Raw genomic sequence first — 21,046 nt, 5'->3', positions numbered from 1 at the left:
TTAAGTGGTTAACGCAGTCTCACTTTGGGTTTACCAATGGCGATATCGGTTTTACAAGTGGCAATGCAAGGTAGAAAGTAGCCGTTGCGTTTCTCTTTATCGTTTAAGCCATGCGGTTGCCGATCCGCGTAATCAATCTCACCGGATAGCAAGGGCGTCAGACAAACACCGCAAACGCCATTGGTACAGGCTTGTTTAATTGGAACGCTTGCGGATTTCAGGGCCGACATGATGGTTTCTTCAGGTTCTGCTTGAATGGATTGCTCAGGATCTAAGAAAGTCAGCTGGATGAGTTTCTGCTGCACGAGAAGCTTTTCCTTTTGTTAATCTGCTATTAACTTTAACATGATATTAATAGTGCAATGATAGAGGCTTCTCTAGCTTGGTGTGCGTCTAATAAAAACGATAATGGATTCCAACCCAGACAATGACAGAACAACATAAAAAGACTTTATTGGTAGTGGATGACGATCAAGATATTCGTCAGTTGCTTTGTGATGCTTTGTCGCAGAAAGGTTACAAAGTACTGGAAGCGGAAAATGGCAGCCAAATGTGGCTTCACCTTGAAGCTGAGCCAGTCGATTTGGTATTGATGGATCTATATTTACGAGAAGAGGATGGTTTAAACCTTGCTCGTGATATTCGTGAACGTTTTGCAATGCCGATCATGATGTTAACCGGAAAAGGCGATGAAACCGATCGAATCTTAGGGCTAGAGTTAGCCGCAGACGATTATATGATGAAGCCGTTTAATTTACGTGAACTGACAGCGCGAATTCATGCCTTGTTACGCCGTTCTTATCAAGCCCCACCAACAGCGGGAAGTACGATCAATCAAGATCACGACTGTTTAAAATTCGGTAGTTGGACTTTGGATCTCACTGCGCGTCTTTTGCATGATCCGGACGGCAAATTAGTAACATTAACTTTAGGTGAGTTTTCTCTTTTAGAGGTATTAGCGCGTCATCCAGATCGTATCTTTTCTCGTGAGCAACTTATAGAGCAAAGCCGAGGCTTAGAAACTGAGGTATTTGATCGAACAGTTGATGTACTGATTCTGCGCCTAAGGCGAAAAATAGAGAGCAATCCAAAAACGCCTGAGTTCATCAAGACTCAACGAGGTCTTGGTTACTTTTTCCAAGGCCCAGTGCGGATTAATTAAATGCGTTTTACCAGTATCCGTCAGAAAGCCTCCTTGTCTATTTTAGCGATTAGCTTGGTGGCGTTTTTTATGGTGGGGATTGGTTGGCAATCCATGCGCGTCAGTGAAGCTTCTTTATCAGAATTTGAGTCAGAAACCCTACCTGAAATCTCTACCTCTTTAACGCTAGCCGAAGGCGTTGCGCAATTGGCCGCGATAGCTCCTTATACCGCAGGTTCTGGGCGTCCTTTTCAGTTACAAACTGAATCCGAGCGCATTCATCGTCGTATTCTTGAGCTGCGCGGAGTTGCTGACAGTTTGACGGATTCTGTCTTTCAACAGGATATCGATAAACGATTGGATGATCTGCAAACCACCCTTGAAGAGCTTGTTGCCTTGGTGCGTGAAGAGTTGTATCTGCGAGAAGACAGCTTGGCGCAACAGTTTCGGATTCGTCAGTTGCCGCTAAATGATGATGCCGCTAGTGTGACTAATCAGCAAGGTTTGGTATGGCTACTGCAATTACTAGAATCGCCGAGTTTGGTGCCAGAAAGCATCTTGGAAAGCTTAAAACTTTCAGAACAAAACGAGCAAGTGGCGAGTATTGCTGATGATTTGCTAATGGCGCATCGTCGTTTGAATCAAATACAAGAGCGCAAAAATTATTTGCTGATTGCAATTCGAGCTAAGTCGGAACAATTGAGTAAGCATGTCAGTGATTTCGTTGGTGGTTTGCAAAAGAAAGTGAGCCGTCAACGTCAGGAGGTATCGACCTTTGTAGCCCGTGGTCAGAACTGGATTATCGGAATCTCTGTGTTTCTTCTATTGGGTTTGACGCGTTTGTATTGGTACAGCCAGCGGATGACCAAAGATTTAGGCGTTGTTACCAACGACATGGAGCAACTGTCTTTGGGGCGTGTAGATTCAAAGCATACAGGCATTCGTCGTAACGATGAAATTGGTACCTTGGCCGATACCTTTGAGGTATTTCGCCGTGATGCTTTAAGGCGTTTGGAAGTCACAGCCGAATTGTCGGAACAAAAACGCTTGCTCGAAACCATTTTCGATAATATGAACGATGGCCTGAGTGTGTTTTCCTCAAAAGGTACCTTGATTGCTTGGAACTCGGGTTATCAGAAATTGTTTGATTTATCGGACGATGACTTGAGTGTCGGCATGTCAATTGATGAAGTGCAAAGCTTGATTAATCAAGGGCAACATAAAAATCTTAATTTAGAAAACCAGCAAGTTCACATGGAAGAAGTGAACGTTTCTCGTCATTTACGTTTTCAAAGCTTCGAACGCCATTTTGACTCAGGAAAAATCATCGAATTTCGTTCTAAGCCAATGCCTGAAGGTGGTTTTGTTACCTTATATACGGATTTAACTGAGCGCAAAAGCGTTGAAAGTCAGTTACGTCAGGCACAAAAAATGGAGATGCTAGGGCAGCTTACAGGTGGCGTTGCCCATGATTTTAATAATCTCTTAGCGGCGATTATGGGCAATTTACAAATGCTCTCTGACTCTCGCCCACAAACCGAGGATCAAGCAAGATACATAGAACGTGCTTTGGTCGTTTCTGAGAAAAGCAGCAACTTGGTACAGCGCTTATTGGCCTTTAGTCGTCGTCAGCAGCTTTTTCCTGTGTCGATTGGGATTGATGATTTAATTGAAGGCATGCTCGATCTAGTTGAGTACAGTGTTGGTTCACATATTGTTGTTGAAAGCGATCTGCAATGCCCAAGTGTGGTGAGCCTGATAGATCCTTCCCAGTTAGAAAATGCGCTATTGAATCTGTCTTTGAACAGCGCGAGTGCCATGCAGGGGGGTGGGCGTTTAGCCTTTTCAACCAAGTTGTGCACTTTACCAGACAGCGACGTGCCAGCCATTCGTATTCGAGTGGAAGACTCGGGTGACGGTATTGATGATGACGTAATTGGCCGCATATTTGAGCCTTTCTTCACGACTAAGCCTGTCGGCAAAGGCAGTGGTTTGGGTTTGAGCATGATTTATGGTTTTGTGAAACAAAGTGGTGGTGAAATCAAAGTCACCTCCGAAAAAGGCAAGTGGACGCGTGTTTGCTTGTTTTTGCCTCAACAAATTACATCGCCTGACTTGATTTTAGATAGTGGCGAAGCGGCTGAAGAGAAAGGCCTCAATCAAGGCGTGATAGTCTTGCCTGAATTGAGCTTGGTGTGGCTGGTAGAAGACGACGAAGAAGTATGTCGAGTCATGCGTGAGCAATTAGAAAAAATGGGCTTTATGGTGCAAACCTTTGAATGCGCTGAAGCGGTGATGAATGCCTTAGATAAAGCCATTGTGCCGGATGCTATTGTGTCGGATGTTAACTTAGCTGGAACCATGAGCGGTGTTGAGCTGGCGCACAGTCTGAATTCTGATTTGTCTGGTTTTACTGGGCCAATATTGCTGATGTCTGGCTTGCCAAAAGACGAATTAAAACAAAAATATCAATTAAAAGACGATGATTTATTTATTTCAAAACCTTTTACTATCAAAGAGTTGAACCAAATATTTCAAATTGAGCGTTGAAATATTACAAATATTACAAAAAAAGATTAAATGATGAAATTATTCATTAGTTTTTTATCTTCATAGTGTTTTATCAAAGCAGAGTCGGGGCTGGATCTGTTTTTGAATGGCATCGCTGCCAATAATAAAAACAAAAATTGGAGTTATAAAAATAATGAAATTCATGCATCGTATTCCGTACAAGAAACTGGCTTGTCTAGTGGCTGCAGGCACACTGTCCACTGTCGCTATGGCAGAAACCCCAATCATAGGTTTGATAACCAAAACCAACACCAACCCATTCTTCGTGAAAATGAAAGAAGGCGCACAGCAAAAAGCCGAAGAGCTTGGTGTTGAATTGCGTACTTTTGCAGGTCGCTACGATGGCGATAATGAAACTCAAGTTCAAGCAGTAGAAAACCTAATCGCCGCTGGCGCGAAAGGCATTCTTATTACACCAAGCGACACCGCAGGTATTGTTCCGACGATTCAAAAAGCACGTGATGCAGGTTTGCTTGTTATCGCGTTAGATACGCCTTTAAGCCCTGCTAGTGCAGCAGACATGACCTTTGCAACGGATAACTTCAAAGCCGGTGAAATGATTGGTATGTGGGCAAAAGCGAAAATGGGTGATAAGGCCAAAGATGCAAAAATTGGTTTGCTAGATTTGAGCACCAGCCAAATTACCGTAGACGTTGCACGTGACCAAGGTTTCTTACAAGGTTTCGGTATCGACCTTAAAGACCCGAAACGCATGGGCGATGAAACAGATCCTCGCATTGTTGGTAATGATGTGACTCAAGGTTCTGAAGAAGGCGGCCGTCGTGCGATGGAAAATCTACTTCAACAAGATCCAGAAATTAACTTGGTTTACACCATTAATGAACCCGCAGCTGCGGGTGCGTATGAAGCATTAAAATCATTCGGACTTGAAAAAGACGTGTTGATTGTTTCTGTTGATGGTGGTTGTCCAGGTGTTCGAAATATCAAAGATGGCGTGATCGGCGCTACCTCTATGCAATTCCCTCTTAAAATGGCCTCAGAAGGCGTCACTGCAATTGTTGAGTTTGCAAAATCTGGCTCACGTCCTTCGGCGTCAAATGGTCTGGATTTCTTTGATACAGGCGTTCAGTTAGTGACAGATGAACCTGTGAAAGGGGTTAATTCTATTAGCTCTAAAACAGGTTTGAGTATGTGCTGGGGCTAATCAATCTCTTGTGATAGATGGGTGTTAAGTTACCCTCATTTGCCGTTAGTCGATCTTCTGGCTAACGGCGTTTTTTCTATCTTAAGTGGTCTTTCTTTTCTGCCTAGTAATGTTTCCTGTCTGGAGTAGTCTATGAGTTCTACCAACACAAAACCGTCCACCGCGACACTTGATCATGATAAGGTCGCGGATCAGGCCAGTACCTATGTTGCTAAATTTGAGCGACATGAAACCCCTTTGCAGCGTTTCAAGAAGTTTCTTCATCATTATCCAATAGCTGCGCCTCTGATAGTGTTGCTGTTGGCTGTTATCAGTTTTAGTGTCATTGTCGGTGACCGTTTTTTGCACCCATTCAATTTGTCATTAGTGCTACAACAAGTGACTATAATTGGCGTCATCGGTGTTGCGCAGACATTGATAATCTTAACGGCAGGCATTGATCTGTCTGTTGGTGCCATCATGGTTCTGACCTCGGTTGTTATGGGGCGGATGGCGGTAAATCATGGTATTGATCCAAGTTTGTCTATTTTGATCGGTATCGGTGTTGGTGCCTTAGCGGGTTTGATTAATGGTTTATTGATAACGCGCCTAAAAATACCGCCTTTTATTGCGACTTTGGGCTCTTGGAATGTGTTCTTTGCACTGAACCTTTGGTATTCAAAAAGTGAAACTATTCGCTCGCAGGACATCAGTAATATTGCGCCATTGTTGCAATGGACAGGCCAAACAATTGATTTTTTTGGCGCAAGATTAACTTACGGCTCCCTGTTAATGTTGGGGATTTTCTTTCTCATTTGGTATGCCCTAAATTGGACTGCATGGGGCCGTCATGTTTACGCCACAGGCGATGATCCAGAAGCCGCGAAGTTAGCAGGCATTCGTACTACACGTATTTTGATGTCTGTCTATGTCTTGGCTGGCGTGGTATGTGCTATTGGTGCCTGGGTACTTATCGGTCGAATTGGTTCGGTCAGTCCACAAGCTGGCACTATGACAAACCTCGACAGTATTACTGCGGTGGTTATTGGTGGCTGTAGTCTATTTGGTGGACGAGGCTCTATATACGGGACGCTTATTGGCGCTCTGGTTGTTGGTGTCTTCCGAAATGGTTTAGCGCTTGCTGGTGTTGATGTGCTATGGCAAGAGTTTACTGTCGGTATTTTGATTATTTCGGCTGTGGGCATTGATCAGTGGATTAGAAGAGGGACAGCATAATGACTGCACAATACGATAAAACTCCAGTGCTACAAACAAAGAATTTGGTCAAACGCTATGGCAGTGTGACAGCCATTGATCATGCTGACTTTGAACTCTACCCAGGTGAAATATTAGCGGTGATTGGTGATAACGGTGCAGGTAAATCCTCATTGATTAAAGCCTTGTCTGGCGCTTTGATTCCAGACGAAGGCGAAATTTTATTAGATGGCAAGCCTGTGAATTTTTCTTCACCAATGGAAGCTCGCGCGTTAGGCATCGAAACCGTTTATCAAAATTTAGCGGTATCACCAGCATTAAACATTGCGGACAATTTATTCTTGGGAAGAGAGCTGCGTAAGCCAGGTATTTTGGGTTCGGTGTTCCGCATGCTTGATAAGAAAGAAATGGAGCGCCGCGCTAAGGATAAAATGACCGAGCTGGGCTTAATGACTATTCAAAATATCAGCCAAGCCGTTGAGTCGCTTTCTGGTGGTCAGCGCCAAGGTGTGGCGGTTGCTCGCTCTGCTTTGTTTGGCAGCAAGGTGGTGATCATGGATGAGCCAACAGCAGCACTTGGGGTCAAAGAGTCTCGCCGAGTATTGAACTTGATCAAAGAGGTTCGTGATCGCGGATTACCAATTATCTTGATTAGCCATAACATGCCGCATGTGTTTGAAGTCGCAGATCGTATTCACATCCATCGTTTGGGTAAGCGCGCAGCGATTGTGACACCTCAGTCTCATACTATGTCTGACGCTGTTGCCATTATGACAGGTGCAATGGAGGTTGGAGAGTCAGAGGAAGAAGCGGCTTAAGTCAAACCGCTATTTTTATCTGCCGTTAGGTAGGGCAAAATAGCGGCCTTTCATCAGGGGAAATATTATGAGCCTATTTAAACAGTCAATGTCGCGTTTCATAAAAGCTCGACAGTTTTGGAAGGGCTATCGCCCAATGCCAAGCCTATTGGCTGTTGCTATTTTTGCTGTATCGCTTTCCCCATTGGCCTCTCAATCCTCAGAGCCACAATCTTCAGAGCTTCAACCCCTTAAATCGATTGGTATTAGCGTAGCTGATTTGGGGAACCCTTATTTCGTTCAGCTGGTGGAGACTGTATCAGCAAAAGCGGAAGAGTTAGCGGGTGAGCCTGTTAAGATGCTAATTCGTTCAGATGCTTACGATTGGCAGCGACAAATTGGTCAAATCAATGATTTTATCGAGCAGAAAGTCGACTTGATCGTCCTAACCGCCGCGGATGAATACAAGGTTGCCGCCGTTGTCGCTAAAGCACAACGAGCCGGTATTAAAGTGATTGCAGTAGACGTAAATGCTCAAGGCGCAGATGCCACTATTACCACTGACAATGTCCAAGCTGGTGTCATTGCCTGTGAAAAACTGGCCGAAAAAATCGGTTACCAAGGTAACTTCGTCATTATTAATGGTGTCTTAGTATCGTCTGTTATAGAACGAGTTGCAGGTTGTAAATCAGCCTTAAATAAGTACCCAAATATTACCCTGTTGAGTGACAGAATGAATGGCACTGGCAGTGTCGAGGGCGGAATGGAGGCCATGACCTATCTAATGGAAGAGTATGATCATATCGATGCGGTATTTACCATTAACGATCCAACAGCATTTGGTGCTTTACGGGCATCGCAACAGGCCAAACGCAGTGAGTTTGTGTTAGCGTCGATTGACGGTGCGCCTTTTGCTACTGATATTATTAAACAACAGGATAACCCTTGGGTTGCGACCGCTGTTCAGCGCCCCATACCTATGGCGGAAAAAGCCATCGAGATCGGCATGGATTTGTTAAAAGGCAAAGACGTGGCTCAGCGTTTTATTTTGATCCCTTCTGTACTGGTTGAGAAACCTTGATCCTTATTGAGACTGAATTGCCACTTGGTCTTTTTTGGCAAGAGCGTTAAGCTAACGGCCTTCGTTATAGAGGCTATTAATGGACACTTCTACGCTATTTACTCAAATATTTAACACTGTTTTTCCCCTAGCAAGTATTGTACTCGTTGGTTTTTTTTATGCGCGAGTTCGTCCTACTGATATGACGGTGGCGAATCGTTTAAACATCAGCATTTTTTGCCCTGCTCTTATTTTTTCCGTGATGGCCTCAAAAGAGTTCCATATCGCTTTATACGTAGACTTAATTATTGCGGCTACAGTGGTTGTATTGGGCTCAGGCTTACTGGTTTGGCCGTTGTGCAAGTGGTTAAAAATTTCGCCTAAAACTTTAGTTCCTCCTATGATGTTTAATAATAGTGGAAATTTGGGTATTCCACTGATCGTATTGGCGTTTGGTGAGTCCGCGTTACCTATTGCCGTGGTGTTATTTCTTACTGAAAACTTGCTGCATTTTACGGTGGGTATGTATTTGTTAAACCCAAAGTCCAATCTTCTTAATGTAGTAAAAATGCCAATGATCATCGCCACAATACTGGGATTAATTTGGAGTTTACAAGGCTGGACTGTGATGCCAGCAGTGAAAGTGTCTGTGGATATGATGGGGCAAATTGCAATTCCACTGATGCTATTTGCGCTTGGTGTGCGTATGACCAATGTGGACTTTAGTGAGTGGAAACTGGGCGTGATAAGTGGTTTCTTATGTCCATTAAGTGGTCTGATTATTGCTGTTATTTGGTATTACGTCGTTGGTATGTCACCGGAGAATTTTGCTTATTTGTTGATCTTCGCCTGTTTACCGCCAGCCGTGTTGAATTACATGGTGGCAGAGCTATATCAACAAGAGCCTCATAAAGTGGCGTCGATTGTGTTAATCAGTAATTTGATGAGTGTGGGGATTGTTCCCTGTGTGTTGTTTTATGTTCTATAAATAAGTCCTAGGAGAAAAGATATGTTAGTACAGATAGGCCTAATCGCTTTATTGGTAGTGGCGTATATCATTGTTTCTCGTATCTTGAAGTCCAGTGTGACACTTCTGGGACAGAAAAAATACGCCAATGAAGTCCGTATTACTTATGTGTCGAAAATGCTTAATTTGGGCTTTACGGCTATTTTTGTTTTATTAGTTTGTATTGTGCTGGGCATTGGTTACGGCCAACTGGCTATATTTTTCTCATCGGTATTTGCTGTTGTGGGTGTGGCTTTATTTGCTCAATGGTCTATTTTGAGCAACATCACCGCAAGTTTGATTATCTTCTTTGGCTTCCCTTATCGGGTCGGCGATTGGGTTAAAGTCGTCGATAAAGACGATGAGATTCTTGGACAAATTATAGAAATTTCGACTTTTCACGTGATTATTCAGCGTTTGTCTAATGATGTAGTCACGTATCCTAATAGTTTGATTCTACAAAAAGCCGTCGTGCGGTTTGATAATCGAGAGACTGCCTTAGCCATGAGTCAATTTCAAACCCCAACTACATCAGCAAATAAAGTAGAAGGTAAGGGCAATTCTGCTTAGTTTAGAACAAAAAATGATCAGTTTTTTTAAGATTTGGGATATTTGTGTCATACTAAGACGCTTTCATCGATAAGAAGAGAAGCCTCTAGTGAAATCTGATCCTGAGTCCTTATTAAAAAACAATGATGAGCTCATTCATTCGGATGCGCTGAAAGTGAAATCCCACGCCCAACGTCCCCAAGAGGATTGGGTCCTACATACCTTGATGATCGAAGGCTACGACGTTCCTTTTCGTTTCAAACGTCAGGGTAAATATCGTACTTTGCGCGGTGCTCGCGTTAACCTCACTTATTATCCTGCTCAAGAAATGGTCGCAGGTATTCCTGTAGAGATCATGAAAGTCGTGCGAGTAAAACGTACATAACTTGCAAGTCTGGCCTCTAAATCTACTTCTGCTTTTCTTATGCCGGATATGAACTTAATATGGCGTAGCCTGTCTTTGATTCGGGCCGTTAAGATTGCATATTAGGTGTAGGGAAAATGGAAATAGATCATTCTGGAAGTTTGTTTGCCATGATGAAGCGCATTGAGCGGAGTGCGTGGTTTCAGGGCTTTATTATTAGTATTATTGTGGTCGCGGCACTCACCGTTGGTGCCAAAACCTATGCTTTACCGTACGGCATTGAAAAAGCCATCAATTACTTAGACAATTTCATCACCGTCTTTTTCTTAGTCGAACTTAGTCTGCGCTTCATTGCTTGTGATGATAAACGTCATTTCTTTAAAGATCCTTGGAATATTTTCGACACTATTATTGTAGCTGGTAGTTTGATGCCAATTTCCGAGACCGAGATGATTCTTGTAGCACGCTTGCTACGAGTGTTTCGTGTTTTGCGTCTGGTTTCAATTATTCCTGATCTGCGATTCTTGATTAACGCCTTGCTCAAGGCTATTCCCAAAATGGGTTATATCGCCTTGTTGATGTTTATTATTTTTTACATCTTTGCGGCGGTTGGTTCCATCTTTTTCCATCATGTAAACGAGGAGCTTTGGGGCGATATCGCGATTTCTATGCTGACGCTCTTTCGTGTTGCGACGTTCGAGGATTGGACGGATGTCATGTACGAAACTATGGACGTGTACCCGTTTAGTTGGATCTTTTACATCATCTTTATTTTCTTAACCGCATTTGTGTTTTTAAACATGATGGTAGGTGTTGTGTTAGATGTAATGACACGCGAAACGGCAGAAGAAGAGCACGAAAATCAAGAAAATCATCACCAAGCCTTAGTGACTCAAATTTCAGAGTTGCAAGCTCAAGTGGCGCGCCTAGCTGATAAAATCGACGCGCAACAAGATAAAAAAGAATAGCTCCTCGCGTTTTAAACGGCTTGCTGGTTAACTTTTCTTAGCCAGCGGCCACCAAATGTGTTCAGCATCAAGCCAAGTAACACGATGAAAATCCCCATCCATTGCATCGCGCTAACTGTTTCAGATAGAAATATTTCTGCTGATGTTAAGCCCACAACCGGAACGCCTAAGGTCAATGGTGCTACAGTTGCTGCAGGGTAGCGTGACAATAAATAGCTCCACATCCCATACCCAGCTAAGGTAGCAAAGAGTGACAGGTAAGCAAGTGAAGCAATAGATTTAAAACTTAACTCAGTTATATTGCTCCACATGACAGCGCCACCATCAATGAAGTACGCACAAATAAAGAAAGGGATTGGCGGAATCCAACTCGACCAAACGATTAGATTTAGATTGGCATCGTAGCCTTTGCGGCTGATAATTTTAGTGAAAATATTACCTAATGCCCAGCTAGATCCCGCTGCCAAGGTTAAGCCGAATCCCAGTGCTGTCATGGTGGTATCTTCATTGTCTAAGCCGATGATCGCCAAGCCTCCAATCGCAATGCCAATTGCGAGTACTTGATATGGTCGTATTGCTTCTTTTAACAATAAAATAGCGAATAGCAAGGTGAAAATCGCCTGAGATTGCAGCACCAAAGAAGCAAGTCCTGCTGGCATGCCAAATGACATGGCGCTGAATAAAAAGGCAAACTGCCCAAAGTTTAATGACAAGGCATAACCAATACACCAAAGCAGCGGCGTGTTCGGTCGAGAGAAAAAGAAGCAACCAATCATACCAATAACGAGAAAACGTAATCCGCCTAACATCATTGGCGTGAGTTCATCTAAGCCCCAGCGCATCACAATAAAGTTAAAGCCCCACGCTACAATAATAAAAAGCGCCAAAAACATATCTTTGCGAATCATGTCTAGTCCTTAACCATATTATGAAGGGGCGTAAAGCAGTCAGTTACTTTACGTGTTTTCGATAAGTTTGCACATGGACAGATAAAGGAAGAATGGAGGACAAAGATCAAGAGAATCCTTTATTGTTGAGGAATACACGGTATTCATTTTTCAGCAAATCCATTAATAGAAGTGATAGCCCATTCATTCATATTGGAATATAGGCTAAATTGATAAATTCCCTAGTCAAGAGGGAGCATCACATACTCAATCAGCCTTATAACAATAAAAGAGTCACAAGAGCATCAGCATCATGCGTATTTTAGTAGTAGAAGATGACCGTATTTTAGGCGAAGCCATTAGCCAAAGAATCAGTCGAATGGGGCATGGTCTTGATCTTGCCCAGACAGGGTTGCAAGCTAATCATATGTTAGCTGTGCAAGAATATGACCTGATGCTGTTGGATTTGAATTTACCTGATATAACAGGCCACCAAATCTTACAGATCTTGCGAAAAAAGCATTCTAACACGCCTGTTATTGTGTTGACCGCCCGTGATGAAATGAAAGATCGCATAGAACTTCTAGACCTAGGGGCGGATGATTATATGACCAAGCCAGTTGATTTTGGCGAGCTGGAAGCACGTTGTCGGGCCTTACTTCGTCGTAGCCAAGGGCAAGCCCATAATACAATTGAGTACGGTAATGTCAGTTTAGACCTACAGTCCTGTTCGGTGATGGTGGATGGTCACTTAATCGAGTTAAAGCAACGGGAATTTCGATTGTTAGAAGTGCTGATGAGCCACACTGGTCGCGTGTTAAGTAAAGAAGCTTTGATCGAGCACATCTACAATTTTAATGAAAACCCAAATCCCAGTGTGATTGAGATTTACATGACAAGGTTAAGAAAGTCGCTACAGAACAGCGATCTTCAAATCCGAACCATTCGTGGCCTAGGTTACTTATTGGAAAAATACCATGGCTAAAGCGACTACCTCAATTCGTCGACAATTGATTCTTATGGTAGCCACGGTACTAATTTTCATCAACGTGTTGGCTCTGTGGAGTGCTCACGTTTATGCGAACCGAACAGCGAAAGAGTCGTATGACCGTTTGCTATATGGGTCTGCTTTGCAGATGGCTGAAAATATTAATATCTTAGACGCTAGGGTTTATATTGATTTGCCAGTCTCAGCCTTTGAGACGTTGGCCTTGTCTACCTCAGACCGCGCGTTTTATTCCATTATGAATGGACAGTATCAGGTGCTGACAGGTTACAAAGATCTTCCTAATATCCCGTTTACCCAGTTGCTTCAGCAATCCAGCGAGAAAGAAAAATTTATTCCTATTTATTATGAAGCTATGTATCGCGATGAGATGGTTCGTTTTGTTGCGTTAGGGAAACGCCTGTTAGAGGGAGATAGTGTTAACGATGTTTTTATTATTGTTGGCCAAACATTAGATGCTCGGCGCGCAGCGGCGACGGAAATCAGCCAAATGGCACTGCAATTTGTTACTTTGTTTTTCTTTATCACGTTACTTTTATTGCTTTTCGTTATTTGGCGAGTATTGCAACCATTGCAAACGATCAAGCAAGCCATTACAGAGCGCTCGTCTCAAGAGCTGTCTCCTTTAGATGCAAATGTTCCCAGTGAGATAGCTCCTTTACTAAAAAGTATTAATTATTTTATGGCTCAGCTGGATAGTACGTTAAATCGACTAAAACGTTTTACAGCAGAAGCGGCTCATCAGATCCGAACGCCTTTGGCTGGCCTAAATTCACAGGCGCAAAACGCAATAGATGAAACCGATGAAATGTTACGACAAAAGCAGCTACAGCATATTTTAGAAAGTAGTAACCTATTGACCAATACGGTCAATCAGCTTCTTAGCCGCGCTACGTTGACACATCGTTATCAGAGTCATCCTTTTAGCCCTGTGTCTTTGGACTATGTGATCAAAGAGACTTGTCGTGATCTGGTGGTTTGGGCTTTAGAGCGGGAAGTGGAGATTGAATACGTTGGAGATATAAAGGCAACAATTAACGGAGATGAGTTTGCTCTCAAGCAAATGCTGCAAAATATCATCGAAAATGCCATTAAATACAGCCCAAAAGGCGGTGTGGTTGAAGTTGAGTTAATGATTGTTTTTGAGCAATCCGTACCCTTAATTGTGCTACAAATTCGAGACCAAGGAGTGGGTGTATCGGATCAGGATAAGGAGCATATTTTCGAGTACTTTTATCGTAGTCCTGACAATTTCGCATCAGGTTCTGGGATCGGTTTATCTATTGCTAAAGACGTGGCGGAACACCATGACGCTAGATTTCACTTAAAAGACAATCAGCCAACCGGATTAATTGTAGAAGTCATTTTCCCCCAACGAAAAGGACTGTCGTATGAAAGTTAGTTATCTGTTAGGGCTTGGTTTAATTTTGGTTAGTCGTATGGTGTTTGCTGATGCAGTGCGACAAGATTCTTATATCGCTTTCCCGAGTTTGAATAAACAACCCAATCATCAAGAGGATGTGCTCGCTATTTATGGTGCTGTAAATCATCAGGCAATTGAGCCATTGTTTAGGGCATACCAAGAAAAGTATCCGAATGTAGCCATTCATTACACGGAGTCGAATACTCGTCATTTATATGAGCAATTTATATCTCTGCCTAACGTTAGACCGGATGTTATGCTTAGCCCAGCGATGGATCTTCAGTTTAAGTTGGCAAACGATGGTTACGCATTGGCTTATAACTCGCCAGAGCTTGTTAATGTTCCCAAGGGGGCACATTGGCGAAATGAGTTATTTGGTTTTACTTACGAACCAATCGTGACAGCTATAAACAGCGATATTCTGGCAGGAGACGTGTTGCCTCAAAGTCGTGAGCAGTTATTGAATTTGATCCGGAATAAAAATTATCTGTTAGACGATAAAATGGGCTTATTTAATATTGAGCAATCTGGATTGGGTTACTTAACATGGGCCTATGACGGTCAGCAATCCCGTAGTTATGGTCGGTTATTGGAAGCGTTTGGGAGACATCAAGCTCGGCTTTATACGGATACTTCCTCTATGCTAAATGCGCTTTTAAAAGGCCAGATATTCATCGCTTATAATCTTGTTGGTGCCTATTCCTATCAGTGGTCGCAAAAGTATGCATGGATTAAAACTATCATGCCGACAGATTATACGACGATCATAATGCGCACCGCATTTATTCCTCGTGATGCTCAACAGCCGACATTGGCAAAGCGATTCATTGATCTCTTATTGTCTCCAGAAGGGCAGCATGTACTTGCTAATCAATCAGGTATTACGCCAATAAGTACAAAGGTTAAAGGTCCATATAGTCGAGACGAATTGAGTAAATTACCACATGGGATTTTTCGTCCAATTCCTCTTGGCTTAGAACTGCTTATTCAAACAGACGATGCCAAAAAACAACTTATTTATCATGAATGGGACAATGCTATGTTTGCTGAGCCTAACAATCTTTCTCAATAGCTTTTATTTTTTATGAAGTATTCAAGACCCATGAAAGGTTCATGAAAGGTTTCCTCGCTAGAGTGTTCTAAGCAATAACAAAACAAAAATAAGTTGGAGAATATTATGTTTAAAAAACTGCTTATAGCGAGTGCCTTGTGTGCGACTTTAGTCAATAATCCTGTTCAAGCAGCAGAACGTGTATCCATTGGAACAGGTGGAACTGGCGGCTTGTTCTATGTGATTGGTGCAGGGATTTCTGAAACCCTTAACAAGCATATGGACAACACTACTGCACGCGCAGAAGTAACAGGTGCATCTGTTGAAAACAACCATCGTGTTGCTGCGGGCCAAATGACAATGGGTTTATCTTCTTCTTCAACTTTGTTTGAAGCAAAAAATGGCCAAGGCCCATTTAAAGTTAGCGGACCTTTGGACGTGGCTGGTATTGCCTATTTATATCCAGCAGTGTTGCAGGTCGCAACGATTTCAGGAAAAGGAGTCGACTCCTTTGAAGGCTTAAAAGGCAAGCGTGTCAGCATGGGGCCTCCAGGAAGTAATGCCGCTGTTTTAGCAACACGTTTGTTACAAGAGTATGGTGTCTTTGACGATATTACACCACGTTTCCTGTCTTATAATGAAGGTGTAAAAGCGCTGGTAAATGGTCAAGTTGATGCCACAGTGGTTCTAGCTGGTGCACCGACTTCTTCTTTGATTGATCTTGATTCACAAACCGACATGAAATTGTTGTCAGCTGATATTGATAAACTCGATAGTTTGATCCAAAAATACCCTTTCTATCAAGCTTACTCTCTGCCTGCTGAAACCTACCCAGATCAAACCAAACAGATTTTGATGATTAATGATCCTGCTATTTTGTTCACCAGCGGTAAAGAAGATCAGAGCAAAATTTATAACATCACCAAAGCAATTTTTTCTCATTTAGATGAGCTTGGTCAAATTCACCCACAAGCAAAAGCAATTTCGTTAGAAACCGCAAAACGCACTCCTGTTACATTGCACCCAGGTGCGAAAAAATATTATGACGAAGTAAGCGAAAACTAGGAGAGCTATTATGTTGAAATCAGATTCCAGCAATGGCTTTCAAAGTTTGCTCCTTGAATCAAAATTCGCTGGTGGCAAGGAACGTCTAGCAGTCTCTTTATTGTTTAGTGTGATCGCCGCTGGAATCGCCAGTCTTGTGCTGTATGGTGCGTATTATGGCGGCATTACCGCGTTGCTATTGAGGTCTACGTTTTTCTCCCTAGTTGCGGCTGCTGCCATGCTGTTTTACGCGCTAAGGTACAAGAATATCATGGGCCGTGGCGTGTTTTATCTATTGGCCCTATTGGCTTTAATTCCGGGGCCTTACTTGTGGCATTACTACATTGATATTGTCATGCGCGGCGCTATGTCGGTTGAGCAAGATAGGTTGATCTTTATTGCTCTGATTGCGGTGGTGTTTGTCTTTGTTCGTATTGCTGTAGGTAGGGCATTGATTATTTTGATGGCCCTTGCTTTTCTTTATGCGTATTTTGGCTATTTGATCCCTGGTAAATATGGTCATGGTGGTTATGATCTAAGCCGTCTGACGTCAACTCTGATGTTATCGACTGAAGGGGTTTATGGTGTACCAATGGGGGTCGCCGTTGAGTATATTTTCCTCTTCGGTTTGTTTGGTGCCATTTTAACTAAAATTGGTACGGGTGAAGTTTTTGTTGATTTGGCCCGTGGTTTGACTGGACGTGTGCAAGGTGGCCCTGGCTTATCTGCGGCTTTGTCTAGCGCATTGCTTGGCTCCCTTAACGGCAGCGCTGTGGCCAACGTAGTGACTACAGGCACTTTTACTATTCCGTTGATGAAACGCGTAGGCTACAGTGCAAAACTGGCTGGAGCGATCGAAGCCGCTGCGTCTTCGGCGGGGCAAATTATGCCACCGGTCATGGGGGCTGCTGCTTTCTTGATGGCAGAAATGATTGGGATTCCTTATGCGGAAGTTGCAATGGCCGCTTTGGTTCCTGCACTTTTGTATATTTTAGCGCTGATGATTTCAGTGCGGCTAGAAGCTGGACGCCTTAATTTAGAAAGGGATACCGAAGCTGGCTTACAATTGTTATTAAATACACTGAGAACAAAGAGCTATCTTTTGCTTCCGCTGGTGGTTTTAATCGGTCTGATGATTTCAGGTAAATCACCAACCCAAGCGGCCGTTATGGGGATTTTGGCTGGTTTGCTTGTTTGTCCTTGGAAAAAAGCCACTCGTATAAATGTGGTCGATTTGATAGCGGCTTGTAAGGAAACCTTGTCTTCGACGCTACCGATAGTGGCGGCTGTTGCAGCCGCTGGCGTTATTATCGGGATACTGAATTTGACCGGTATGGGCCTGATGTTGTCTGGTTTGATCATTGAGCTGGGCGACGGCAATTTGTGGGCCGTCTTATTACTCACCGCATTGGCGTCTTTTGTTTTGGGTATGGGATTACCAACATCAGCTGCGTATTTGTTGCTCGCGGTATTGGTTGCACCTGCGATGACACAACTTGGTATGGAAACTTTGTCAGCACACATGTTCATTTTCTACTTTGGTTTAGTGTCTGCTATTACCCCACCTGTCGCATTAGCGGCTTATGCGGCGGCGACAATTTCTGGTGCCGAACCTAATGAAACGGCAGTTGAATCCATGCGATTAGGTTTTGTTAAACTCTTGGTCCCGTTCTTGTTTGTGACTATGCCGGGTATTTTATTGATTGGGACAACGGCGAGTGTTATCGCGGCGATCTCATTTGCGGCCTTGGCCACCGCATCGATGAGCATTGGTTTTTCTGGCTGGTTGCGTGAGAACTTATCTTGGGTAACTCGTTTGCTATATGTTGTTGCTGCGGTACTTATTGCTTGGCCTGCGGCTGCTACGGATACTTCCTTGTTTGTGGTCAGTGCACGTGTATTGGGTGTGATAGTGTTTGCAGTTTTGCTAGTGAAAGCAAGTATCGGCGCGAAAGCCGATACGTTTAAAGCGGCTAAAGTGTAACGATTATTGTCGTAACCTCTTACTGAATAATGCTAAAAAGCCTCGCACTTAAAGTTGTAAAGTGCGAGGCTTTTTTATGCGAATAGCAGTGCTCAAGGCAATCCCGTCATTAGCAGTTTAATACCATAAGATGCGGTTAATATGGCAATAAAGCCGATGCCGTACAGCAGCAAAAACCATTGCCACGATTTGAGTTTGGCGGCTTTTTCTTTCAGGCTTTTGAGTGACATTAGTAACCCTCCTGATAATCTTCCACCTTACCGGCAAAGACGCGATAACCCCATAAAGTGTAGGCACAAATCAAGGGCACGAAGATGCATATACCTGGCAGTAAGAAAAGCAAGCTGCTGTCTGGCGATGCTGCTTCCATAAAGGTTAACTGTCTTGGTATTAAGTAAGGGAATAAACCAACGACAAGCCCAGCAAAACCCAGTAAGAAGAGTGTTGCTGCATACCAAAAAGGTCGACCTTCGTGGTGAACGGTTCCTGTGGCGTGGCTGTTTAAATCTTTCCAAGCCAACACCGCGACCACCAAGGTGATGATAGGCAGTGGCGATAGCCACAAGAAATTCAAGCCAGAGAACCAGCGCTGTCGAATGCCCACTTGGCTAGCCACTGTCCACAAGCTCACAATGACCATAGCCAAAATAGTGATAATCAAGAGTTGTTTGCCCAATGTCGCTGCATGCTCTTGAATACGGCCACGGCTTTTCATAAACAGATAACAAGCGGCTAATAGTGCATAGCCAGCCATTACGGAAAAGCCAGTCAATATAGAAAACGGCGTTAACCAATGCAGGCTAGATAAACTGTCGACACCGACTGGCACGCCTTGAACGATTGAGCCTAGCAACATGCCTTGGCAAAATGCCGCAATAGCAGACCCTGCGCTGAAGGCAAAATCCCAATAAGGTCGAGAGGTATCGGACTTAAACCGGTATTCGAACGCCACACCGCGAAAGATCAAAGCAAACAGCATGAGCATGATGGGTAGATAAAATATTGAGGCAATGTCCGCATAAGCCGCTGGAAAGGCGGCAAACAAGACGACTCCACCAAAGACTAACCAAGTCTCGTTGCCATCCCAAACGTGTGAGATAGAACGCATTAAATGATCACGCTCGCCTTCTTGGTTAAACCAAGGGTAGAGAATGCCAATCCCTAGGTCGAAGCCATCGAGTAGCACGTACATAAAGATGGCAAAGCCTAAGACGAGGAAGTAGAAAAAAGCCAAATCCATCATTTATCTCCTTGTGCTTGTGAAGTTTGATCGTTTGCTTGCTGTTCTTTCGTTGTTAGCGACTTTACCCAAGCCAATGCATAGCCCGGCGCTTTCATACCAATCAATTGTTGTTCTAGCGCTTCCATGGAAGGCGGCCCTTTTTTAATCAACTTACGCATAAAGTAGAGATAAACACCGATCAGTAAGCTGTAAATGATGACAAACATGGTCAAGGTAAAGAGCACACGCTCCGGAGGAAGTGGTGATACGATCTCTGACGTTCTAACGAGGTTATAGACAATCCAAGGCTGACGGCCAATTTCCACCACATACCAACCTGCCAGCACCGCAATGACTCCCATCGGCGTAAAGAGTGTCACCAGAGATAAGAAGGCTTTGTTTTCATACAAGCGGCCTTTTCGACGTAACAAGAGCGCTAGCGCCGCGATGCCCATCATACCAAAGCCAATGCCAACCATGACGCGGAAAGACCAAAACACTAGTGGTACGTTCGGTCTATCTTCAGGTGGAACGGCTTTTAAGCCTTGTACTGCACCATCCCAAGAGTGAGTCAAAATCAAGCTACCAAGATTAGGAATACCAACCTGATAATCGTTTGATTCGGTTTCCATATTGGGCATAGCGAATAGCAGTAGAGGAACGTTTGCTTCTTCCGCAGGCCAAATACCTTCCATGGCCGCCAATTTAGTGGGCTGATGCTCTCTTACGTTCAAGCCATGCATATCACCTATCCATGCTTGCAGTGGCGTTAGCACCAAGGCAAACCACATGCACATAGACAGGCCTTTTTTTGCAAAAGGAATGTTTTTCTTTTTCAGCAAATAATAAGCACTGATACCTGCTACCACGAAAGTCGCAGTGATTAACGAAGCAACCACCATGTGAGTGAAGCGGTAAGGCATAGATGGATTGAAGATGACTTCCATCCAGCTCTCGACTTCGAATTTACCGTTGACGATTTTGTGCCCTGTTGGAGTTTGCATCCAAGAGTTCGCTACAATGATCCAAAACGCTGAAATCCAAGTACCTACCATTACGGTGAGAGTAGCGAAGTAATGCAGTTTTCGTCCAACGCGTTGCCAACCGAACAGCATAACGCCAAGAAAGCCAGCTTCCATGAAGAAAGCAGTGAGCACTTCATAGGCCATCAGTGGCCCAATCACAGCCCCAGTCATTTCGGAAAATTTGGAGAAATTAGTACCAAATTCATAGGACAAGACAATGCCAGACACCACGCCCATGCCGAATGTAATGGCAAAGGGTTTGATCCAGAACTTGGCGAGCTGCAAGTAGTAAGGGTTGTGTGTTTTGAGCCATAAGCCTTCCCAAATGGCAATTAGCGTCGCCAAACCAATGGTGATGCTGGGGAAAATAATGTGAAAGCTCACAGTAAAGGCGAACTGTATGCGAGATAAGATGGCGACATCGAGGTCCATAATGGCTCCCTTGGGAATCGATAAGCGTTAAGAGATATATAGATAAGGTTAGGCGTTTCTCTTAACTCTTAGCGTACGCATTTGCTGCAAAGCCAGAGGTAATAGGGCTAAGCCAACAATGCTAAAAAGCGCGATGATTTCGGTCATTAAAAATCCA

General features: G+C 43.6%; 20 protein-coding genes. 15 read left to right on the top strand and 5 right to left on the bottom strand.

Annotated features, from left to right (window positions below):
* Positions 1 to 8: 8 nt before the first annotated feature.
* The gene (locus DFP77_RS14590; RefSeq protein WP_114412947.1) at positions 9 to 305 is read right to left on the bottom strand and encodes a 2Fe-2S iron-sulfur cluster-binding protein; all 297 of its coding nucleotides are present in this window, start codon (positions 303 to 305) and stop codon (positions 9 to 11) included.
* A gap of 122 nt (positions 306 to 427) precedes the next feature.
* Here DFP77_RS14590 and DFP77_RS14585 point away from each other — a divergent pair, with 122 nt between their 5' ends.
* From DFP77_RS14585 to DFP77_RS14540, 10 genes are all read left to right on the top strand, one after another.
* Positions 428 to 1,162, top strand: a complete 735-nt coding sequence (locus tag DFP77_RS14585; RefSeq protein ID WP_114412946.1) for a response regulator — start codon at positions 428 to 430, stop codon at positions 1,160 to 1,162.
* On the top strand, positions 1,163 to 3,691 hold the full coding sequence (locus DFP77_RS14580) for a PAS-domain containing protein (RefSeq protein WP_114412945.1): 2,529 nt from the start codon (positions 1,163 to 1,165) through the stop codon (positions 3,689 to 3,691).
* Positions 3,692 to 3,845: 154 nt separating this feature from the next.
* A complete protein-coding gene (locus DFP77_RS14575) occupies positions 3,846 to 4,877 on the top strand; it encodes a sugar ABC transporter substrate-binding protein (RefSeq protein ID WP_114412944.1) in 1,032 nt (343 codons plus the stop codon).
* 132 nt (positions 4,878 to 5,009) lie between these two features.
* The gene (locus DFP77_RS14570; protein WP_114412943.1) at positions 5,010 to 6,092 is read left to right on the top strand and encodes an ABC transporter permease; all 1,083 of its coding nucleotides are present in this window, start codon (positions 5,010 to 5,012) and stop codon (positions 6,090 to 6,092) included.
* The gene (locus tag DFP77_RS14565; RefSeq protein WP_114412942.1) at positions 6,092 to 6,889 is read left to right on the top strand and encodes an ATP-binding cassette domain-containing protein; all 798 of its coding nucleotides are present in this window, start codon (positions 6,092 to 6,094) and stop codon (positions 6,887 to 6,889) included. Before DFP77_RS14570 ends, DFP77_RS14565 begins: the two co-directional genes overlap by 1 nt.
* A gap of 67 nt (positions 6,890 to 6,956) precedes the next feature.
* Entirely contained in the window at positions 6,957 to 7,949 is a 993-nt protein-coding gene (locus tag DFP77_RS14560; protein WP_114412941.1) for a substrate-binding domain-containing protein, read from the top strand.
* A gap of 79 nt (positions 7,950 to 8,028) precedes the next feature.
* Positions 8,029 to 8,916, top strand: coding sequence for an AEC family transporter (locus DFP77_RS14555; protein WP_114412940.1), 888 nt, complete (start codon positions 8,029 to 8,031; stop codon positions 8,914 to 8,916).
* Positions 8,917 to 8,937: 21 nt separating this feature from the next.
* Complete coding sequence (locus DFP77_RS14550; protein WP_114412939.1) at positions 8,938 to 9,504, top strand: mechanosensitive ion channel domain-containing protein; 567 nt, start codon at positions 8,938 to 8,940, stop codon at positions 9,502 to 9,504.
* A gap of 88 nt (positions 9,505 to 9,592) precedes the next feature.
* Entirely contained in the window at positions 9,593 to 9,868 is a 276-nt protein-coding gene (locus tag DFP77_RS14545; protein ID WP_114412938.1) for a hypothetical protein, read from the top strand.
* A gap of 116 nt (positions 9,869 to 9,984) precedes the next feature.
* Positions 9,985 to 10,815: an ion transporter gene (locus DFP77_RS14540; RefSeq protein ID WP_114412937.1), complete on the top strand. Its 831-nt coding sequence runs from the start codon at positions 9,985 to 9,987 to the stop codon at positions 10,813 to 10,815.
* Between the two features lie 11 nt (positions 10,816 to 10,826).
* On the opposite strand, the gene DFP77_RS14535 is transcribed toward DFP77_RS14540, so the two are convergent.
* Complete coding sequence (locus tag DFP77_RS14535) at positions 10,827 to 11,723, bottom strand: EamA family transporter (RefSeq protein ID WP_114412936.1); 897 nt, start codon at positions 11,721 to 11,723, stop codon at positions 10,827 to 10,829.
* A gap of 292 nt (positions 11,724 to 12,015) precedes the next feature.
* Between DFP77_RS14535 and DFP77_RS14530 the strand changes: the two genes are divergently transcribed.
* The 5 genes from DFP77_RS14530 to DFP77_RS14510 all read left to right on the top strand — a co-directional run bounded on the left by DFP77_RS14530 (position 12,016) and on the right by DFP77_RS14510 (position 18,210).
* Positions 12,016 to 12,687 (top strand): response regulator transcription factor, encoded by a 672-nt coding sequence (locus DFP77_RS14530; protein WP_114412935.1) that lies wholly within the window; start codon positions 12,016 to 12,018, stop codon positions 12,685 to 12,687.
* On the top strand, positions 12,680 to 14,110 hold the full coding sequence (locus tag DFP77_RS14525; protein ID WP_114412934.1) for a sensor histidine kinase: 1,431 nt from the start codon (positions 12,680 to 12,682) through the stop codon (positions 14,108 to 14,110). Before DFP77_RS14530 ends, DFP77_RS14525 begins: the two co-directional genes overlap by 8 nt.
* A complete protein-coding gene (locus DFP77_RS14520) occupies positions 14,100 to 15,203 on the top strand; it encodes an ABC transporter substrate-binding protein (protein WP_114412933.1) in 1,104 nt (367 codons plus the stop codon). Before DFP77_RS14525 ends, DFP77_RS14520 begins: the two co-directional genes overlap by 11 nt.
* A 105-nt stretch (positions 15,204 to 15,308) precedes the next feature.
* Positions 15,309 to 16,247 carry a TAXI family TRAP transporter solute-binding subunit gene (locus DFP77_RS14515; RefSeq protein WP_114412932.1) on the top strand — a complete coding sequence of 313 codons (939 nt, stop codon included), beginning with the start codon at positions 15,309 to 15,311 and terminating at the stop codon, positions 16,245 to 16,247.
* Between the two features lie 10 nt (positions 16,248 to 16,257).
* Positions 16,258 to 18,210 (top strand): TRAP transporter permease, encoded by a 1,953-nt coding sequence (locus DFP77_RS14510; RefSeq protein ID WP_114412931.1) that lies wholly within the window; start codon positions 16,258 to 16,260, stop codon positions 18,208 to 18,210.
* A 92-nt stretch (positions 18,211 to 18,302) separates the two neighbouring features.
* Here DFP77_RS14510 and DFP77_RS19560 read toward each other — a convergent pair whose 3' ends face one another.
* Genes DFP77_RS19560 through DFP77_RS14500 form a run of 3 tightly spaced genes read right to left on the bottom strand, consistent with a single transcriptional unit; the run spans position 18,303 to position 20,889 of the window.
* Positions 18,303 to 18,440: a hypothetical protein gene (locus tag DFP77_RS19560; RefSeq protein ID WP_181858564.1), complete on the bottom strand. Its 138-nt coding sequence runs from the start codon at positions 18,438 to 18,440 to the stop codon at positions 18,303 to 18,305.
* Entirely contained in the window at positions 18,440 to 19,453 is a 1,014-nt protein-coding gene (gene cydB / locus DFP77_RS14505) for a cytochrome d ubiquinol oxidase subunit II (RefSeq protein WP_239543957.1), read from the bottom strand. Before cydB ends, DFP77_RS19560 begins: the two co-directional genes overlap by 1 nt.
* Positions 19,450 to 20,889, bottom strand: coding sequence for a cytochrome ubiquinol oxidase subunit I (locus tag DFP77_RS14500; protein ID WP_114412929.1), 1,440 nt, complete (start codon positions 20,887 to 20,889; stop codon positions 19,450 to 19,452). Before DFP77_RS14500 ends, cydB begins: the two co-directional genes overlap by 4 nt.
* Between the last annotated feature and the right edge of the window lie 157 nt (positions 20,890 to 21,046).

It is taken from the genome of Marinomonas foliarum (genome assembly GCF_003337275.1).
Lineage (GTDB): Bacteria > Pseudomonadota > Gammaproteobacteria > Pseudomonadales > Marinomonadaceae > Marinomonas > Marinomonas foliarum.
This window is presented reverse-complemented; position numbering and strand designations above follow the sequence as displayed.

Excerpts from the sequence above, each read along its gene's own strand:
- DFP77_RS14585 (WP_114412946.1), top strand. The coding sequence starts at position 428 with ATGACAGAACAACATAAAAAGACTTTATTGGTAGTGGATGACGATCAA.
- DFP77_RS14580 (WP_114412945.1), top strand. The coding sequence starts at position 1,163 with ATGCGTTTTACCAGTATCCGTCAGAAAGCCTCCTTGTCTATTTTAGCG.
- DFP77_RS14575 (WP_114412944.1), top strand. The coding sequence starts at position 3,846 with ATGAAATTCATGCATCGTATTCCGTACAAGAAACTGGCTTGTCTAGTG.
- DFP77_RS14570 (WP_114412943.1), top strand. The coding sequence starts at position 5,010 with ATGAGTTCTACCAACACAAAACCGTCCACCGCGACACTTGATCATGAT.
- DFP77_RS14565 (WP_114412942.1), top strand. The coding sequence starts at position 6,092 with ATGACTGCACAATACGATAAAACTCCAGTGCTACAAACAAAGAATTTG.
- DFP77_RS14560 (WP_114412941.1), top strand. The coding sequence starts at position 6,957 with ATGAGCCTATTTAAACAGTCAATGTCGCGTTTCATAAAAGCTCGACAG.
- DFP77_RS14555 (WP_114412940.1), top strand. The coding sequence starts at position 8,029 with ATGGACACTTCTACGCTATTTACTCAAATATTTAACACTGTTTTTCCC.
- DFP77_RS14550 (WP_114412939.1), top strand. The coding sequence starts at position 8,938 with ATGTTAGTACAGATAGGCCTAATCGCTTTATTGGTAGTGGCGTATATC.
- DFP77_RS14540 (WP_114412937.1), top strand. The coding sequence starts at position 9,985 with ATGGAAATAGATCATTCTGGAAGTTTGTTTGCCATGATGAAGCGCATT.
- DFP77_RS14535 (WP_114412936.1), bottom strand. The coding sequence starts at position 11,723 with ATGATTCGCAAAGATATGTTTTTGGCGCTTTTTATTATTGTAGCGTGG.
- DFP77_RS14530 (WP_114412935.1), top strand. The coding sequence starts at position 12,016 with ATGCGTATTTTAGTAGTAGAAGATGACCGTATTTTAGGCGAAGCCATT.
- DFP77_RS14525 (WP_114412934.1), top strand. The coding sequence starts at position 12,680 with ATGGCTAAAGCGACTACCTCAATTCGTCGACAATTGATTCTTATGGTA.
- DFP77_RS14520 (WP_114412933.1), top strand. The coding sequence starts at position 14,100 with ATGAAAGTTAGTTATCTGTTAGGGCTTGGTTTAATTTTGGTTAGTCGT.
- DFP77_RS14515 (WP_114412932.1), top strand. The coding sequence starts at position 15,309 with ATGTTTAAAAAACTGCTTATAGCGAGTGCCTTGTGTGCGACTTTAGTC.
- DFP77_RS14510 (WP_114412931.1), top strand. The coding sequence starts at position 16,258 with ATGTTGAAATCAGATTCCAGCAATGGCTTTCAAAGTTTGCTCCTTGAA.
- DFP77_RS19560 (WP_181858564.1), bottom strand. The coding sequence starts at position 18,440 with ATGTCACTCAAAAGCCTGAAAGAAAAAGCCGCCAAACTCAAATCGTGG.
- cydB (WP_239543957.1), bottom strand. The coding sequence starts at position 19,453 with ATGATGGATTTGGCTTTTTTCTACTTCCTCGTCTTAGGCTTTGCCATC.
- DFP77_RS14500 (WP_114412929.1), bottom strand. The coding sequence starts at position 20,889 with ATGGACCTCGATGTCGCCATCTTATCTCGCATACAGTTCGCCTTTACT.